Annotated in this window: 18 protein-coding genes; 12 read left to right on the top strand and 6 right to left on the bottom strand. The window is 64.6% G+C overall.

The window, feature by feature from the left end:
* Nucleotides 1-16: 16 nt before the first annotated feature.
* Complete coding sequence (locus ROSMUCSMR3_RS15335; RefSeq protein WP_335743530.1) at nucleotides 17-880, bottom strand: alpha/beta hydrolase; 864 nt, start codon at nucleotides 878-880, stop codon at nucleotides 17-19.
* Nucleotides 843-1,442: a 2-hydroxychromene-2-carboxylate isomerase gene (locus ROSMUCSMR3_RS15330; RefSeq protein WP_037297095.1), complete on the bottom strand. Its 600-nt coding sequence runs from the start codon at nucleotides 1,440-1,442 to the stop codon at nucleotides 843-845. The genes ROSMUCSMR3_RS15335 and ROSMUCSMR3_RS15330 overlap by 38 nt, the downstream gene beginning before the upstream one ends.
* A 102-nt stretch (nucleotides 1,443-1,544) precedes the next feature.
* Between ROSMUCSMR3_RS15330 and ROSMUCSMR3_RS15325 the strand changes: the two genes are divergently transcribed.
* Entirely contained in the window at nucleotides 1,545-2,561 is a 1,017-nt protein-coding gene (locus ROSMUCSMR3_RS15325; protein ID WP_037297258.1) for a ribose-phosphate pyrophosphokinase, read from the top strand.
* 33 nt (nucleotides 2,562-2,594) lie between these two features.
* The gene (locus ROSMUCSMR3_RS15320) at nucleotides 2,595-3,497 is read left to right on the top strand and encodes an EamA family transporter (RefSeq protein WP_081507866.1); all 903 of its coding nucleotides are present in this window, start codon (nucleotides 2,595-2,597) and stop codon (nucleotides 3,495-3,497) included.
* A 211-nt stretch (nucleotides 3,498-3,708) separates the two neighbouring features.
* Here ROSMUCSMR3_RS15320 and ROSMUCSMR3_RS15315 read toward each other — a convergent pair whose 3' ends face one another.
* Together ROSMUCSMR3_RS15315 and ROSMUCSMR3_RS15310 are read right to left on the bottom strand one after the other, a co-directional pair.
* Entirely contained in the window at nucleotides 3,709-4,401 is a 693-nt protein-coding gene (locus ROSMUCSMR3_RS15315; RefSeq protein WP_081507865.1) for an NUDIX hydrolase, read from the bottom strand.
* Between the two features lie 21 nt (nucleotides 4,402-4,422).
* Nucleotides 4,423-4,812, bottom strand: a complete 390-nt coding sequence (locus ROSMUCSMR3_RS15310; protein WP_008279809.1) for a DUF983 domain-containing protein — start codon at nucleotides 4,810-4,812, stop codon at nucleotides 4,423-4,425.
* A gap of 224 nt (nucleotides 4,813-5,036) precedes the next feature.
* Here ROSMUCSMR3_RS15310 and ROSMUCSMR3_RS15305 point away from each other — a divergent pair, with 224 nt between their 5' ends.
* The 4 genes from ROSMUCSMR3_RS15305 to ROSMUCSMR3_RS15290 all read left to right on the top strand — a co-directional run bounded on the left by ROSMUCSMR3_RS15305 (nucleotide 5,037) and on the right by ROSMUCSMR3_RS15290 (nucleotide 7,045).
* Nucleotides 5,037-5,528, top strand: coding sequence for an EF-hand domain-containing protein (locus ROSMUCSMR3_RS15305; RefSeq protein ID WP_081507864.1), 492 nt, complete (start codon nucleotides 5,037-5,039; stop codon nucleotides 5,526-5,528).
* A 74-nt stretch (nucleotides 5,529-5,602) separates the two neighbouring features.
* The gene (locus ROSMUCSMR3_RS15300; RefSeq protein ID WP_008279807.1) at nucleotides 5,603-6,196 is read left to right on the top strand and encodes an RNA polymerase sigma factor; all 594 of its coding nucleotides are present in this window, start codon (nucleotides 5,603-5,605) and stop codon (nucleotides 6,194-6,196) included.
* Nucleotides 6,180-6,542 (top strand): hypothetical protein, encoded by a 363-nt coding sequence (locus ROSMUCSMR3_RS15295; RefSeq protein ID WP_232279157.1) that lies wholly within the window; start codon nucleotides 6,180-6,182, stop codon nucleotides 6,540-6,542. Before ROSMUCSMR3_RS15300 ends, ROSMUCSMR3_RS15295 begins: the two co-directional genes overlap by 17 nt.
* Nucleotides 6,542-7,045: a periplasmic heavy metal sensor gene (locus ROSMUCSMR3_RS15290; protein ID WP_081507863.1), complete on the top strand. Its 504-nt coding sequence runs from the start codon at nucleotides 6,542-6,544 to the stop codon at nucleotides 7,043-7,045. The genes ROSMUCSMR3_RS15295 and ROSMUCSMR3_RS15290 overlap by 1 nt, the downstream gene beginning before the upstream one ends.
* Before the next feature lie 6 nt (nucleotides 7,046-7,051).
* Here ROSMUCSMR3_RS15290 and ROSMUCSMR3_RS15285 read toward each other — a convergent pair whose 3' ends face one another.
* A complete protein-coding gene (locus tag ROSMUCSMR3_RS15285) occupies nucleotides 7,052-7,999 on the bottom strand; it encodes a GlxA family transcriptional regulator (RefSeq protein ID WP_081507862.1) in 948 nt (315 codons plus the stop codon).
* Nucleotides 8,000-8,077: 78 nt separating this feature from the next.
* On the opposite strand from ROSMUCSMR3_RS15285, the gene ROSMUCSMR3_RS15280 reads away from it, so the two are divergent.
* The 6 genes from ROSMUCSMR3_RS15280 to ROSMUCSMR3_RS15255 all read left to right on the top strand — a co-directional run bounded on the left by ROSMUCSMR3_RS15280 (nucleotide 8,078) and on the right by ROSMUCSMR3_RS15255 (nucleotide 15,444).
* Nucleotides 8,078-8,992 (top strand): 3-keto-5-aminohexanoate cleavage protein, encoded by a 915-nt coding sequence (locus tag ROSMUCSMR3_RS15280; RefSeq protein WP_081507861.1) that lies wholly within the window; start codon nucleotides 8,078-8,080, stop codon nucleotides 8,990-8,992.
* Nucleotides 8,989-9,750, top strand: a complete 762-nt coding sequence (locus ROSMUCSMR3_RS15275) for an SDR family oxidoreductase (RefSeq protein ID WP_081507860.1) — start codon at nucleotides 8,989-8,991, stop codon at nucleotides 9,748-9,750. Before ROSMUCSMR3_RS15280 ends, ROSMUCSMR3_RS15275 begins: the two co-directional genes overlap by 4 nt.
* Before the next feature lie 14 nt (nucleotides 9,751-9,764).
* Entirely contained in the window at nucleotides 9,765-11,174 is a 1,410-nt protein-coding gene (locus ROSMUCSMR3_RS15270; RefSeq protein ID WP_081508643.1) for a carnitine 3-dehydrogenase, read from the top strand.
* Nucleotide 11,175: 1 nt separating this feature from the next.
* Nucleotides 11,176-12,336 (top strand): acyl-CoA dehydrogenase family protein, encoded by a 1,161-nt coding sequence (locus ROSMUCSMR3_RS15265; RefSeq protein WP_081507859.1) that lies wholly within the window; start codon nucleotides 11,176-11,178, stop codon nucleotides 12,334-12,336.
* A gap of 277 nt (nucleotides 12,337-12,613) precedes the next feature.
* On the top strand, nucleotides 12,614-14,662 hold the full coding sequence (locus ROSMUCSMR3_RS15260) for an acetate--CoA ligase family protein (protein WP_081507858.1): 2,049 nt from the start codon (nucleotides 12,614-12,616) through the stop codon (nucleotides 14,660-14,662).
* Nucleotides 14,659-15,444, top strand: coding sequence for a carnitinyl-CoA dehydratase (locus tag ROSMUCSMR3_RS15255; protein WP_081507857.1), 786 nt, complete (start codon nucleotides 14,659-14,661; stop codon nucleotides 15,442-15,444). Before ROSMUCSMR3_RS15260 ends, ROSMUCSMR3_RS15255 begins: the two co-directional genes overlap by 4 nt.
* A gap of 286 nt (nucleotides 15,445-15,730) precedes the next feature.
* Here the strand turns inward: ROSMUCSMR3_RS15255 and ROSMUCSMR3_RS15250 are convergent, their stop codons facing one another.
* Nucleotides 15,731-16,186: a GAF domain-containing protein gene (locus ROSMUCSMR3_RS15250; protein ID WP_081508642.1), complete on the bottom strand. Its 456-nt coding sequence runs from the start codon at nucleotides 16,184-16,186 to the stop codon at nucleotides 15,731-15,733.
* Nucleotides 16,187-16,261 lie beyond the last annotated feature (75 nt).

Genomic DNA, 16,261 nt, shown 5'->3' with positions numbered 1-16,261 from the left:
ATTGCGGAGGACACGCTCAACCCAAATACCCCTGCACCCCCCCAAGAAACCCCCTGATCTCTTCCGCTACACCCCTCGCATGGCTGATCGGGCCCATATGCCCCGCGCCCTGCACCACCACGCGCAGCGCCTCTGGTATGCGCGCCACCAGCCCCGCATTGATCGCGGCAATGATCGCCGGCGAGGCGCTGCCCTCCATCAACAAAACCGGCACGCTGATCCGCGTCAACGCGCCGCTCGACAGCATCCCGCCCGCATCGCCATATAGCGCATCGGTCGCGGCCTCGATCAGCGGCATCTGCGCCGCCATCGCCGCGCGCGCGCCCTCAGGCAGTGCGGTCCAGCCGCGCCGGTCGCCCCAAACGCGGGTAAACCCTTCGGCGGCGCGCAGAAAATCCCCCGCCGCCATGCCCGCCGCATACTCGGCCATTTCGGCCTCGTGGCCTGCGCGCAAACCGGGCTGATCGTGCAGACCCACGGCAAAAAACACCGGCTCATAAAGGATCAGCGTGCGCACCAAATCCGGACGCTCGACCGCCAGCCGCAACGCCACCGTCGCGCCGAACGAATGCCCGATGATATCCGTGGGCGCCTCCAGAAAGCCCGCCGCCATCGCGGTGCTGACCGCCTGAATCTCACCGTCGCCGGTCCAGGCCGCGCTTTGCCCATGCCCAGGTAGATCGAACGCGGTAAGGCGCAGCGCGCCGCCCAACTCACGCGCCAGCGGCCCCCAACTGCCGCTATGCGACAGCGAGCAGTGGATCGCCAAGGCATGCCGAGGCCCATGGCCCAGCGCTGTCCAATGGGTCGGAAACCCGCCCCTTACCCCCTGCGGCATGGGATCAGAGCTTGCCCGCCAGATGCAGATCAAGATCCTCAAGCCGGTCCTGACCCCAGAAACTCTGACCGCTATCCACCACATAGAAGGGCGCACCAAACACGCCAGCCGCCACCGCCTCTTCGAGGTTGGCGGCATAGGTTTCCGCCCCGCTGAGCAATCCCTTGTCCGCCAAGGCCGGATCGAAACCGGCGCGTTCAAGGCAATCGCGGATCACCTCATCCTCGGCGATGTTGCGCTCTTCCGCCCAGCAGGCCCGCAGAATGGACTGCACCAGCCCCCCCAGATCACCACCCCCCGCCGCCTGCGCGGCGATAATGGCATAGGAGGACGGCGCAGGATTGGTGGGCCAGAACGCAGGCTTGAGCGTCAGCGCCATACCGCGTTTCTTGGCCTGACGCGGCAATTCCTGATTGCGATAGGCGGTGCGGATGGGATGCCGGTCCGCAGGTGCGGCACCGCCCGTGCGCGCAAACAGCGCCATGATATCGAGCGGTTTATAGCTGAGGCTGGCCCCATGCCGCGCCGCAATCTCTTCTAGCCCCGCGCCCGCCAGATAGGCATAGGGCGAGAGGGTTGAAAAATAATAGTCGATATGGGCCATTTCGGCACGTTCCTTTGCTGCATCGCTTTGCCTGAGCATGACCACATGCTAAGCGGTGTCAACATCACGAATCTGTCATATTGCACAGCCGGGGACCCCATCATGCCAGCCACATCGCAACCGAAGCTCATTTCGGGCAATGCCAACCTGCCGCTTGCCACGGCGATTGCCCGGCGGATGTCGATGCATCGCGGGGTCAATGTGGGCTTGGTCGACGCCCGTGTCGAACGCTTCAACGATCAGGAAATCTTTGTCGAGGTCTACGAGAATGTGCGCGGCGAGGATATGTTCATCATCCAGCCCACCTCGAACCCGGCCAATGACAACCTGATGGAGCTTCTGATCATGGCCGACGCGCTGCGCCGGTCGTCGGCGGCGCGGATCACCGCCGTGATCCCCTATTTCGGCTACGCCCGTCAGGATCGCCGCTCCAAGGCGCGCACGCCGATTTCGGCGAAACTTGTCGCCAATATGATCGTCGAGGCCGGGGTAGAACGCGTGCTGACCATGGACCTGCACGCCGCGCAGATTCAGGGCTTTTTCGATATTCCGGTGGATAACCTCTACGCTTCCCCGATCTTTGCGCTCGACATCATGACCCAGTTCAAGGGCCGGATGCAGGATGTGATGGTGGTCTCGCCCGACGTGGGCGGTGTGGCGCGCGCGCGCGAGCTGGCCAAGCGGATCACCGCCCCTCTCTCGATCGTGGACAAGCGCCGCGAAAAGGCGGGCGAAGTGGCGGAAATGACCGTGATCGGCGATGTGACAGACAAAATCTGCATCATTGTTGACGACATGTGCGACACCGCTGGCACGATGTGCAAAGCGGCCGAAGTGCTGATGGAAAACGGCGCATCCGAGGTGCATGCCTATACCACCCATGGCGTCATGTCTGGCCCGGCGGTCGAGCGGATCACCAAATCCGTTCTGAAATCCATGGTCATCACCGACACGATCCTGCCCACCGAGGCGGTGCGTGCCACGCCCAACATCCGCATCATCCCGACAGCCCCCGTCTTTGCCCAAGCCATCCTGAACATCTGGAATGGCACGAGCGTGTCGTCGCTCTTTGACACGCCGACGCTCGAGCCGGTCTATGAGGGACAGTTTGGCGGCTAAGCCAGGCGCGCCCGAACGCGGCGCGTGACGGGCATGGAGCCGTGGATCTTTCTCTCGATTGCAGCGGCAGCGTTCCAGACGCTGCGTTTCATGCTGCAAAAACACCTGAGCATGGGCGCGCTCAGCGCAGGCGGCGCAACGCTGGCGCGGTTTTTCTACTCCGCACCTTTCGTGGTGGCCTTGTCCCTGACCTATCTGGCCGCGACGGGTGCCACTTGGCCGGGCTACACCCCGCTGTTCTGGGCCTATGCGATTTCGGGCGGGCTGGCGCAGATTCTCGCGACATGGTGCGTGGTGGCGCTCTTCGCAGAGCGCAATTTCGCCGTGGGCATCACCTTCAAGAAAACCGAAGTGGTGCAGACCGCCCTTGTCGGCCTTGTGATTCTGGGGGATCGAATCACGTGGCTGGGCCTTGGCGCGATCCTCTTGGGGCTGATTGGTGTGCTGATCCTGTCGGAAACGCCGGGATTTGAAGGGCGTTGGTGGCGGCGCTTTGGCAATCGTGCCGCAGCGCTTGGGCTGGCCTCAGGCGCGTTCTTTGCGGTCTCTGCCGTGGGCTATCGCGGTGCCACGCTAGAGATTGCCAGCGCAGACCCGCTATTGCGGGCCGGTCTGTCGCTGATGATGGTGACGGTGATGCAGGCCGTGGCCCTCACGCTTTGGCTGATGTGGCGCGAACCGGGCCAGGTGGGGCGCGTCATCGCAGCGCGGCGCACGGCAGTCTGGATGGGGCTGACCGGCATGGCGGGCAGCCTCTGCTGGTTCACCGCCTTCACGCTCCAAAACGCGGCGATGGTCTTTGCGGTCGGACAGGTCGAGGTGATCTTTTCGCTCTTCGCCTCGGTGCTTTTCTTTGGCGAGCGCATCACCCGGCGCGAGGGCTGGGGCATTGCGCTGATCACGCTCTCGGTGATCGCGGTGGTGGCGCTTAGGTAAGGCAGGTGTGGACGCGCACGCTAAGCCGCGCGGTCGCTGGGCTGGGGACTAGCGAAGCAACATCCGTGGATGCCACTTTATGCCCGCCAAGTCCGTATGACCTCTCAGTGAGGCGCTCCCTCTCAAAATCGCTAGGCCGCGGGACGGCCCAGCGATCGCGCGGCGGCGCTCCGCGCCTTGATTCCGCGCGGCGGACGCGCGGCATACCCCGTCACCCAGACGCCGCACCCTTCAGCCGCAAGAACAGGCTCTCTTCGTCATCATTGCGAAAGAACGGCACCGATGCAGGCGGATTGCGGTCATGGGCTCGCGCCGTGACCTCTGCCAGCACCACCTCGGTGATGAACGGCAGATCAAACCGACGCGCCTCTTCCAGCGGAATCCACTGCAGATGGCTCAATTCTTCGCAGGCGGCAGAAAAATCATCCGGGTCCCCCGCCAACGCCTCGGCATGCACCAGAAAGAACCGCGCATCGAACCGGCGCGGACGCCCCGGCGGAGTAATCGCGCGAAACACGAATTGCAGCGGATCGGCCACCGGCACCAGACCGCGCGCGGCAAAGCCTTGCCAATCACCGGGCACATCACCCGGCCATGCGCCGGGCATACCAAGCGCCAAACCAGTTTCTTCCCACAACTCGCGGATGGCGGCGGCGGCAATCGCATGGCTCAGATCGCGCTCACAATCCTCGGTCAGGCGCGCAGCGCAAAGCGGCGGCAGGGGGCGCACAAGCGGAACCTCGGCATCGCCCGCATCCACGGCCCCTCCGGGAAAGACGAATTTGTTGGGCATAAACGCCGCTTCGGCCCCGCGCTGCCCCATCAGAACATGCGGCCGCTCTGGATCACGCAGCACAATGACGGTTGCGGCGTCGCGAATAGCGGTCTTGTCGATTGCGGTCATGCCTGCCCCTTTGCGGCGGGGCTAGTGGCTCTCTTTGAACCCATGCATCAGCCGCGCCCATTGAAAGGCCACAATGGCCCCCTTCAATCGGGGCAAAAGGTAGAGCGACAGCGCGATGGTGCCAATAGCGAATATCGTGAACAGCACCAAAGGCTCGGGCCGGAACTGGACAAAGGCAATATGCAGCAGCGGTGCCATCAGATGCCCCACGATCAGAATCGTCAGATAGGCCGGGCCATCATCAGCGCGCGCATGGCTCAGATCCTCGCGGCACACAGGGCAGGTATCGCGCAGCTTGAGATAGCTGCTCAGAAGCGGGCCACTGCCACAGTTCGGGCATTTCCGGGAAAACCCCCGGCGCACCGCAGGCCAAAGGGCGCGGTCAGTCTGTGTCATCGTCGTATCGCCCATGAGAAGCCTCGCTTTGCGTTTGCGCAAACATGGCGCACGCGGGACATAGAGGAAAGATGACAGACCGTCCTTGCGGCGCGATGTCGCAAAGCCTGCACCGCATCTGCAAAAAATTTCATCCCTTGCGACGGAGCGGCCCGCGCCCCGCGTAAGAGACCTTAGAAACGCCCCAACGATCCGGGCGCTTCACGACAAGGCATCAAATCCCTGAGGGAGAGACGATAATGCAAAAGACAGTTCTGATGGTGGGCCTGACAGCGGCGATTCTGGCCGGTGGGCTCAGCGTGGCACAGGCCGACAGCCACAAGGGCAAGATGGGCAAAGGCATGGGCATGCAGCACAGCTTTGAAGAGCTGGACGCCGATGCCGATGGCAAGATCACGCCAGAAGAGATGGCCAACCACATGCAGGCGCGGTTCGAAGGTGCCGATAGCGATGGCGACGGGGCCCTGTCCAAAGACGAGCTGGTCGCCCGCATGACTGAACGTCAGGCCGAGCGCATGGCGGCCTATGCCGATCACATGATTGAGCGGCACGATGCCAACAGCGATGGCATGCTCAGCCCCGACGAGATGCAGGCCCGCAACAAGGGCAAAATGTTCGAAAAGATGGACGCCGATGGCGATGGCGCGATTTCCGAGGAAGAGTTTTCCCAGATGCGCGCCCAGCACGGCAAGCATCACGGCATGATGAAAGACAAGAAGGCCAGCGAGTAACATCTTGCGGCGCGGGGATACCCCCGCGCCGGGCCTCTGGTCAGGGGCCGATCCGAAGGATACGCTAAAGGGTGATGCGCATGCCATTCGACGCCATGGAGGATCTGCCCGATGACGCGCTCTTGGCGCGGTTCGCGGACGGTGACGGCATGGCCGCGCGTCTCCTCACGCTGCGCCTGACACCGCGCGTCATGGCGCATGCCTACCGGCTTTTGGGCAACCGCACCGAGGCCGAGGATGTAGCGCAAGAGGCGCTCTTGCGGCTCTGGCGTCAGGCCCCCGATTGGCGACCCGGCGAGGCCAAGGTCAGCACTTGGCTTTACCGCGTGGTGGCCAATCTTTGCATCGACCGGCGCAGGCGGGCGCGCGGCGGCAATCTGCCGCTTGATGCGATACCAGAGCCCGAGGATGAACAGGCCAGCGCCGCCGAACGGATGCAGGACCGCGCCCGCGCCGACGCGCTGCAATCCGCGCTCGATCAGTTGCCCGAACGGCAACGCCAAGCGGTGGTGCTGCGCCATATCGACGGGTTGGCGAACCCCGAGATTGCCGAAATCATGGACGTGACCGTCGAGGCGGTCGAAAGTCTGACCTCACGCGGCAAGCGCGCACTCAGCGCGCTTCTGGCGGGGCGACAAGAGGAGTTGGGATATGTCGATGAGCGATAAGGATCAGGATATTGGCGGGCTTGGCGCGTTTTTTGACGCCGCCCGCGCCCATCCGCCCGCACCGTCGGCAGAGTTGCTGGCGCGCGTGCTCAGCGATGCCGAGGCCGAACAGGTCTGGATCACCCGCCGGACTGAGGCCGCCCGCGCCGCGCCGCGCTCTGGTCTTTTGGAACAGCTCTATCGCCTCTTGGGCGGTTGGCCCGCTATGGCCGGGCTGACAACGGCCGTTGTGGCGGGCGTCTGGATCGGCACCACCCTGCCCGAGGGGCTATCTGGCAGCAACGAGGCGGCCTATCTGGTCGATATCACACCCGAAGCGGTGTTTGAACTGGCAGGAGATTTCTGATGACAGAGCAGCAGGGCACTGGCCGGACCAAGCCTTGGGTGCGGGCGCTTTTGGTGGCCTCTCTGGCGCTGAACCTTGCGGTGGCGGGGTTGGCAGCGGGCTGGGCGCTGCGCCATGGCGGCGATCACGCCGGTCATCACCCCTCGCGGCTCGATATGGCCGGTGGGCCGCTCACGCGCGCGCTTTCGGATGCCGACCGCCGCGCCATAGGCCGCGCGATGCGGGACGCATGGCGCAACCGCACGAACAACGGCCCAAACATCGGCGAGAGTTTCGACGCGCTTGTGATCGACCTGCGCGCCGTGCCGTTTAACGCTGACCGGGTCGCGGCCCAGATGCGCACCCAGCGCGATGGGTTCGCCGCACGCTTTGAGATGGGTCAGGAGGTGCTTTTGACACATCTCACCGCCATGTCCGACGCCGACCGCGCCGCCTATGCCGACCGGCTCGAGGCGCAGATCGCCGAATACCGCGCCAAACGCGAAAAACATCGAAAGGACTGACAGCGCTCAGCCGTGCCGCAAAGCACGCGGCGTGGTGCCATATTGCCGCCGCAGCGCGCGGGTCAGCGCCGCAGGCGATTCGTAGCCCGAGCGCAGCGCAATCTCCGCCATACCCAGCCGCGTGTTCTCGACCAGCTTGCGCGCCGCAGCCAAGCGCAGATGCCGGTACACCGCCCCCGGCGGTGCCCCAAGGCCCGCCCGAAACCGTCGATCCAGCGTGCGCGGCTGGCACGATAACCGCCGCGCCAGATCGCTCAGCGACAAGGGCCGCTCGACATGATCGCGCATCAATCCCAGCGCCCGGCGCACCAGCGGATCGCCCACGGCCACATCCTCGCGTGTCGGGGTCACTGGCGGATCGCCATGCAGAAACAGCGCCTCGACATCCAGCCTCACCGCCATGCCCAAGTGATCGCTGATCAGCCTCAGCGTCAGATCAAGCGCCGACATCGCCCCCGCACAGGTCATCCGCGTGCCATCGCGCAGCACCCGCGCGCGCTCTGGCGTGACCGTCAGAAACCGCTCGGTAAAGGCATCCAGCAAATCCCAATGCACCGTCGCCCGCCGCCCATCCAATAGCCCCGCCGAGGCCAAAAGCCACGGCCCGCTATCCAGCCCCACCGTCACCCCCGCCCGCCGCGCCGCCGCTTGCAACGCGCGCCGCGCGGCGGCAGTGTCGTGCCGCTCGTGATCATAACTTGCCAGCACAAAAAGGTAATCGCAGGCCGTCAGCGCCCCCAACCCGCCATGCGCCAGCACCTCGATCCCACTGGACGAGCGCGCAGGCGCGCCGTCCAACGTCAGGATCTGCCAGTCAAAGCCACGGCGCGGCCCCAGCGTATTTGCGGCGCGCAGCGGCTCCAGACAATTGGCAAGGCACAGGTTTGAAAACCTGTCAAAGAGCAACAGCGCGATACGCACCGGGGCGTTTGGTGATTTTGTCCATTCCAGCATGATTATTGTCTGATACCGCAAAATCAAAAGCCATACCAGCACGCTAGGCTGGCCCCAACACACAAACCGGAGGATGCCATGCCGCTCACCATGAACCGCGAGGTTTTCATTACCTGTGCCGTCACCGGATCGGGCGCCACCCAAGACAAAAGCCCGCATCTCCCCCGCTCGCCCAAAGACATCGCCGAAAGCGCGATTGCCGCCGCCAAGGCGGGGGCCGCCGTGGTACATTGCCATGTGCGCGACCCCGAAACCGGCGCTCCCTCGCGCGATCTCAAACTCTTTCGCGAGTTGACCGACCGCATCCGCGACAGCGACACCGATGTTGTGCTGAACCTCACGGCGGGCATGGGCGGCGACATGATCTTTGGCGGGGTGGAATCCCCCCTGCCCCTCTCACCCAAGGGCACCGATATGGCAGGGGCAACCGAACGTGTCGCCCATGTCGCCGAATGCCTGCCCGAGATTTGCACGCTCGACTGCGGCACGATGAATTTCGCCGAGGCCGATTATGTGATGACCAACACCCCCGGCATGTTGCAGGCCATGGGCCGGATGATGACCGAATTGGGCGTAAAACCCGAGATTGAGGCGTTCGACACCGGCCACCTCTGGTATGCCAAGCAATTGGTCAAGGATGGCATTCTGGAACCCGATGCGCTGGTGCAGCTTTGCATGGGCGTGCCATGGGGCGCACCGGATGATCTCAACACCTTCATGGCGATGGTCAACAACGTGCCAGACACTTGGACTTTTTCCGCCTTTTCGCTGGGCCGCCACCAGATGCCCTATGTCGCGGCTTCTGTGCTGGCAGGCGGGCATGTGCGCGTCGGGCTCGAGGATAACCTCATGCTCGACCGTGGCGTGCTGGCCACCAACGCACAACTCGTGGAAAAGGCAAAGGGCATCATCGAGGGCTTGGGCGCGCGCCTCATGACCCCCGCCGAGGTGCGCCAGAAACTGCGCCTCACCAAACGGGCCCCGCGCGGATGAGCCAGCGCGTCGTGATCACCGGCGGCGCGTCGGGGATCGGGCGGCGCTTGACCGAACGCTTTGCCGCGCGTGGCGACCGGGTGGCGATTTGCGATGCCGACGGCGATGCAGTGGCCCTTATGCAGGCTGGCCACCCTTTGATGATCGCCCGTCAGGCGGATGTGACCAACGAGGCGCAGATGTCCGCCTTTCTGGGGCATGTCGAGGCCACATGGGGCGGGGCCGATGTGCTCTGCGCCAATGCTGGCACCGGCGGCCCCGCAGGCCGGATCGAGGATCTCGATTATGCCGCATGGCAGGCCTGTGTTGGCGTCAATCTCTTTGGCACCTTTCTCGTCTGTCGCTGGGCGGCGCGGGTGATGCGGGCGCAAGGGGCGGGGCTGATCCTGATCACCACCTCCACCTCTGGCCTGCACGGCGTGCCCTACCGCACCCCCTATGTGGCCGCCAAATGGGGGCTGGTGGGGCTGACCAAGACACTGGCGATGGAGCTTGGCCCCGCCGGTGTGCGCGTCAACGCCATCGCCCCCGGCGCGGTCGAAGGCCCCCGGATGGAGCGTGTGGTGGAAATGGAGGCCCGCGCCTCGGGCCGGACCGAGGATGAGGTCCGCACGCTCTATGCGCGGGGCACCAGCCTGCGCACATGGGTCACGGCGGATGATCTGGCGGATATGGCGCTGTTCCTCGCCTCCCCCGCCGCAAGCAAGGTAACGGGCCAGATCATGGCCGTGGACGGACATACGGAGAGCATGGTGTGATGAAGGATGGTGTGATGACGAAAACAGCAGCAATCATCGGCGGCGGTGTGATCGGCGGCGGCTGGGCCGCGCGTTTCCTTCTCAATGGCTGGGATGTGCGGGTGTTCGACCCAGATCCCGAGGCCGCGCGCAAGATCGACGCCGTGCTGGCCAATGCCCGCCACGCCCTGCCCATGCTTTATGACGTGGCCCTGCCCGCCGAGGGGCACCTGACCTTTCATACAACCCTATCCGAAACCGTCATGGGCGCGGACTGGATACAAGAAAGCGTGCCCGAACGGCTGGACCTGAAACACAAGGTCTTCCAAGCGCTGCAAGAGCATTGCGACGCAGGGGCGATCATCGGCTCCTCCACCTCAGGCTTCAAACCCTCGGAATTGCAAGACGGTGCCGCGCGCCCCGAACAGATCGTCGTCACACATCCGTTCAACCCGGTCTATCTCTTGCCCCTCATCGAACTGGTCACGACCGAGAAAAATCCCCCCGCCCTCATCACCCGTGCCAAGGATATCCTCACCTCGCTCGGTCATTTCCCGCTGCATGTGCGCCGGGAAATCGACGCCCATATCGCCGACCGCTTCCTCGAGGCGGTGTGGCGCGAGGCGCTCTGGCTCGTCAAGGACGGCATCGCCACCACCGAGGAAATCGACAACGCCATCCGCTACGGCTTTGGCCTGCGCTGGGGGCAAATGGGCCTCTTTGAAACCTACCGCATCGCGGGCGGCGAGGCGGGCATGAAACATTTCATCGACCAGTTCGGCCCTTGCCTGTCGTGGCCCTGGACCAAACTCATGGATGTGCCGGAACTGACGGATGAACTGGCCCAGATGATCGCCGATCAGTCCGACGCGCAATCCGGCCACCTCAGCATTCGCGAACTCGAACGCAAACGCGACAATAACCTTGTCGCCATGCTGCGTGCGCTGCGCCAACAGGGCAATGCAGCGGGGCGGCTGATCAACCAACACCAGCAGACGATCAAGACCACCCTCACCGACGGCCCCCCCATCACCAGCGCCCGCCGCGTCATTCCCGCCGACTGGACCGATTACAACGGCCATATGAACGAAGGGCGTTTTGGCCAGCTTTTCAGCGATGCCGCCGATGCGGTCATGACCCTTGTCGGGGCCGATACAGCCTATATCGCTGGCGGGCTGAGCTATTTCACCGTCGAGAACACCATCAGCTTTCTGGCCGAGGCGCATGCCGGCGAGCATATCCGCGTCGAGACGCGCGTCACCCAAGGCGAGGGCAAGAAACTCCGCTGTTTTCACGAAATGAAACGCGAGAGCGATGGCGCGCTCTTGGCCACCTCGGACCAGTTCATGCTGCATGTGGATCTCAAGTCCCGCAAATCCTGCGATCCGCGCGCCGATGTGCTGGCGCGGGTCGTGGCATTGGCCAAAAAGCACAAGGAGGCCTGAGATGCATTTCGGACTGACCGACGAGCAAGAGATGATCGTCGGAGCGGTGCGCCGCTTTGTCGAGAATGAGATATACCCCCATGAGCCCCTTGTTGAGCGCACCGGCGAAGTGCCCCCCGAAGTGGCCCAAGCCATCAAGCAAAAAACCATCGACCTTGGGTTCTACGCCTGCAATTTCCCCGAGGCCGTCGGCGGCGCAGGGCTGAGCCATCTCGAGTTTGCCCTTGTCGAGCGCGAACTCGGGCGCGGCTCCATGGCGCTCACGCATTTTTTTGGGCGACCGCAGAATATCCTGATGGCCTGCACGGGCGAACAGATCGAGCGTTACCTCTTGCCAGCGGTGCGCGGCGAGCGGATGGATGCCCTCGCGATGACCGAACCGGGCGCAGGATCAGACGTGCGCGGCATGAAATGCGCCGCCCGACGCGACGGGGGTGACTGGGTGCTCAACGGCACCAAACATTTCATCTCGGGCGCGGATCACGCCGATTTCGTCATCGTCTTTGTCGCCACCGGCGAGGATCAGACCGACAAGGGGCCCAAGAAACGCATCACCACCTTCCTCGTCGATCGCGGCACTCCGGGCTTCACCATCCGCGACGGCTATAAATCCGTCAGCCATCGCGGCTACAAGAACATGGTGCTCGAATTCGACGATTGCCGCCTGCCCGATGCCCAGGTTCTGGGCGAGGTGGATGGCGGCTTTGCCGTGATGAACGAATGGCTCTACGCCACCCGGATCACCGTGGCCACGATGGCGGTCGGGCGCGCACGCCGCTGCTTTGACCACGCGCTGCGCTACGCGGCAGAGCGGGAACAATTCGGGCAGGCCATTGGCAAATTCCAAGGCGTCAGCTTTCAGCTGGCCGATATGATCACCGAAATCGACGCGGCCGACCTTTTGACCCTCAACGCCGCGTGGCGTCTGGATCAGGGCCTGCCCGCCAACCGCGAGATCGCCAGCGCCAAGCTCTACGCCTCCGAAATGCTGGCCCGCGTCACCGATGCCACGCTGCAAATCCACGGCGGGATGGGGCTGATGGATGACCTGCCCATCGAACGCTTCTGGCGCGACGCACGGGTGGAACGCATCTGGGACGGCACATCCGAGATTCAGCGCCACATCATCAGCCGCGAAATGCTGCGGCCCCTCGGCGCATGAGACGGATCGCCGCCTGCGGCGCCGACACGCCGGGGGGCGCCGCCCCCCGGACCCCCCGAGGTATTTTGGGCCAGATGAAACAGGCGCACCCCCTGCCCGTTACGGACAGGGGGCTTCACCTGGCGCGGTCATCGGCTCCTCAGCCTGTACCGCCCTGTCAAACTGCCGCAAAATGGTTAACCAACCCTTTCATCTGGCCCAAAATACCTCGGGGTGAATGGCCCGCAGGGCCAGAGGGGCAGCGCCCCTGCTCTTCTCTTGTCCAAAGTGCCACACGATGACCCGTGATCTTTCCCGCCTGCTGCGCCCCGCCTCCATCGCCGTGATCGGCGGCGGCACATGGTGCGCCAATCTTATCCGGCAATCTGTGGCCATGGGCTTTGCCGGGCCGGTCTGGCCGGTGCATCCGACCAAGGCAGAGATCGGCGGCGCGCGCGCCTATCCCGCGCTATCCGCCCTGCCCGGCGTGCCCGATGCGGTCTTTGTCGGCGTCAACCGCGACGCCACCATTGCCACCATCGCGCAGCTTCGGGAGATGGGCGCGGGCGGCGCTGTCTGCTTTGCCGCAGGTTTTCTCGAGGCCGAGGCCGAGCTGGGCGACGGCGCTGAGATGCAGGCGCGCCTGTTGCACGCCGCGGGCGACATGCCGATCATCGGCCCGAATTGCTATGGCTTCGTCAACTATCTCGACGGTGCGCTCCTCTGGCCCGATCAGCATGGTGGGCAACGCTGCAAGAGCGGCGTGGCAATCCTCACGCAAAGCTCCAACATCGCGATCAATCTCAGCATGCAGGCGCGCGGCCTGCCCATTGCCTATCTGATGACCGTGGGCAATCAGGCACAGCTGGGCCTGTCGGCGCTTGGCCGCGCGCTGTTAGAGGATCCCCGCGTCACCGCCCTTGGCCTGCATATCGAGGGGGTGGGCGATCTGCGCGCCTTCGAGGCGCTGGCAGAGGCGGCGCGCCGGGCAGGCAAGCCCATCGTCGCGCTGAAATCCGGGCGCTCGGATCAGGCGCGCGCCGCCACGCAATCGCACACCGCCTCTTTGGCCGGGAGCGGGGCCGGCGCGGCGGCCCTCTTGGCGCGATTGGGAATTGCGCAGGTCACGTCCCTGCCGCAGATGCTGGAGACCCTGAAGCTCTTGCATTTTGCTGGCCCGCTGCCCGGCAATGCCGTGCTCTCGATCTCTTGCTCGGGCGGCGAGGCAAGCCTGATGGCCGACACCGCCCTTGATCACGCCCTCACCCTGCCACCGCTCACGCCAACACAATCCCGCGCGCTGCGCGCCGCACTTGGGCCACGGGTGGCGCTGGCCAACCCCTTGGATTACCACACATTCATTTGGGGCGACGTGGCCGCCATGGCCGCCACCTTTGCCGCCGCTCTTGATGGCCCTGTCGATATCGGCGTGATGATCGCTGATTTTCCACGCCCCGACCGCTGTGATCCCTCCGCTTGGGACTGTATATTCGAGGCAGGCGCAGAGGCGCAGCGCCGGGTGGGCAAACCGCTGGCGCTCATCGCGACCCTGCCCGATTGCCTGTCAGAGAGTGTGGCCGAGCGCGCCATTGCAAGCGGATTGATCCCGCTTGCCGGGCTGGATGATGGGCTCGCCGCCATCGCCCGCGCCGCGTGGCTGGGACAGGGGCGCAGCACGCCTTTGCCGCTCCTCTTGCCCGGCACGCCGACGCAGCCCCGCACCCTGACCGAGGCCGAGGCCAAGGCGGCGCTCGCCGCCCACGGGCTGCGCATCCCACAGGCGCGCCGTGCCGCAACACCCGCCGAGCTTACCGCAACCCTCACCGCCATGCCCTTGCCGCTGGTCATCAAAGCCGAGGGTCTGGCGCATAAGACCGAGGCAGGCGGCGTGATCTTTGTCCACCACGCGGACGACCTTGCCGAGACTCAGGCCAAGGCCCGCGCCATGCCCTGCCAAAGCTGGCTCATCGAAGAGATGATCGCGGCCCCTATCGCGGAACTGCTGATCGGAGTGCTGCGCGACCCGGCGCATGGGTTTGTGCTGACCTTGGGCGCAGGTGGCATCCTCACCGAGATCCTGCGCGATACAACCTGCCTGCTCTTGCCGGTGACAGAGGCCGACATCACCCAAGCCCTCAGCCACCTGCGCGCGGCCCCCCTGCTGGGCGGCTATCGTGGCCAGCCCGCCGCCAACCACGCCGCCATTCTGCGGGCGGTCATGGCCGTTCAGGACTATGTGATCGCCCATTCCGCGACCCTCGAAGAGGTGGAAATCAACCCGCTCCTCTGCACCGCATCGGATGCGGTTGCCGTGGATGCGCTCATCACCAAGGGAGAGAGACCATGACCGACACGCCCATTCGCACCGAACGTACCGGGGCCGTGCTTGAGGTGACATTGGATCGCCCCAAGGCCAATGCCATAGACGCCGCCACCAGCCGGATCATGGGCGAGGTGTTCCGCGACTTCCGCGACGATCCCGAGCTGCGCGTTGCCATCCTGACCGGCGCGGGCGGAAAATTCTTTTGCCCCGGCTGGGATCTCAAATCCGCCGCCGAGGGCGAGGCCCCCGACAGTGATTATGGCGTTGGCGGCTTTGGCGGATTGCAGGAATTGCGCGGGCTGAACAAGCCTGTGATCGCCGCGATCAATGGCATCGCCTGTGGCGGCGGGCTGGAACTGGCGCTCTCAGCAGATATCATTCTGGCCGCAGATCACGCCACCTTCGCCCTGCCCGAAATCCGCTCGGGCACCGTGGCCGATGCGGCCAGTGTCAAACTGCCCAAGCGTATCCCCTATCACATCGCCATGGAGCTTTTGATCACGGGCCGCTGGTTCGATGCAAAAGAGGCCGCGCACTGGGGGCTGGTCAACCACATCCACCCCGCCGACCGGCTGATGGACGAGGCGCGCGCCATGGCCCAGACCATCGCCGCCGGACCACCGCTGGTCTATGCCGCGATCAAGGACATCGTGCGCGAGGCCGAGGCCATGCGCTTTCAGGATGCGATGAACCGCATCACCCGGCGACAGTTCGAGACTGTGGATACCCTCTACGCCTCGGACGATCAGAAAGAGGGCGCGCGCGCCTTTGCCGAAAAACGCGATCCTGTGTGGAAAGGGCGCTGACGAGGTTTCGATTGGCCAGAGCGGGGAATGGCCTGAAGGCGACATTGGCCCCAAGCGCTTACGCGCGGAATCAAGCCCGAAGGGCGCCGCGCGATCGCTGGGCCGTCCCGCGGCCTAGCGATTTTGAGATGTAGCGCATCTCTTTGAAGTCATACGGACTTTGCTTGCATTAAGTGGCAGTCACTGCCGTTGCATCGCTAGTCCCCGGCCCAGCGACCGCGCGGCTCATCGCACAGGTCCAATGTCCGCTTCAGGCCAAAACCCGTCCTGCCTCCTCACAGCCGCTTCAAATCCGTCCGAACACAGCCGCCAGAATCTCGCTCAGCCGCGCCGCATCCTCTTCTGTAAAGGCCGCCGGTTGATCGCTGTCGATGTCTAACACCGCAATCAACCGCCCCGCCCCGTCCCGCACCGGCAGCACAATCTCTGAGCGGGTGGAACTCGCACAGGCGATATGATCTGGAAACGCCTCGACATCCGGCACCAATTGCACCGTGCCCGTGCGCGCCGCCGCACCGCAGACACCGCGCGAAAACGGGATGCTCAGGCAGCCATGCCCGCCCTGATAAGGCCCGATCTTGAGCATCTCAGGCGCGGTGACACGGTAAAACCCGGTCCAGTCGAACCGATCATCCGCATGGTGCACCTCGCACACCACCGTAGCCATGAGCGCAACGGCGTCGCTCTCCCCTTCGGTAAGCGCGGCGATGGTGCGGGCGATATGGTCATAATCAATACGCATGACAGCCCTATGCCACGGCCCAAGCGCCAAGGCCAGAGCCTGCATGCAGCCTTTGGGTTGCATCCTGTGTCCACC

The organism is Roseovarius mucosus, from assembly GCF_002080415.1.
In the GTDB taxonomy this organism is placed as follows: domain Bacteria; phylum Pseudomonadota; class Alphaproteobacteria; order Rhodobacterales; family Rhodobacteraceae; genus Roseovarius; species Roseovarius mucosus_A.
The sequence above is the reverse complement of the archived record's forward strand: the minus strand, read 5'-3'. Positions and strand labels throughout refer to the sequence as shown.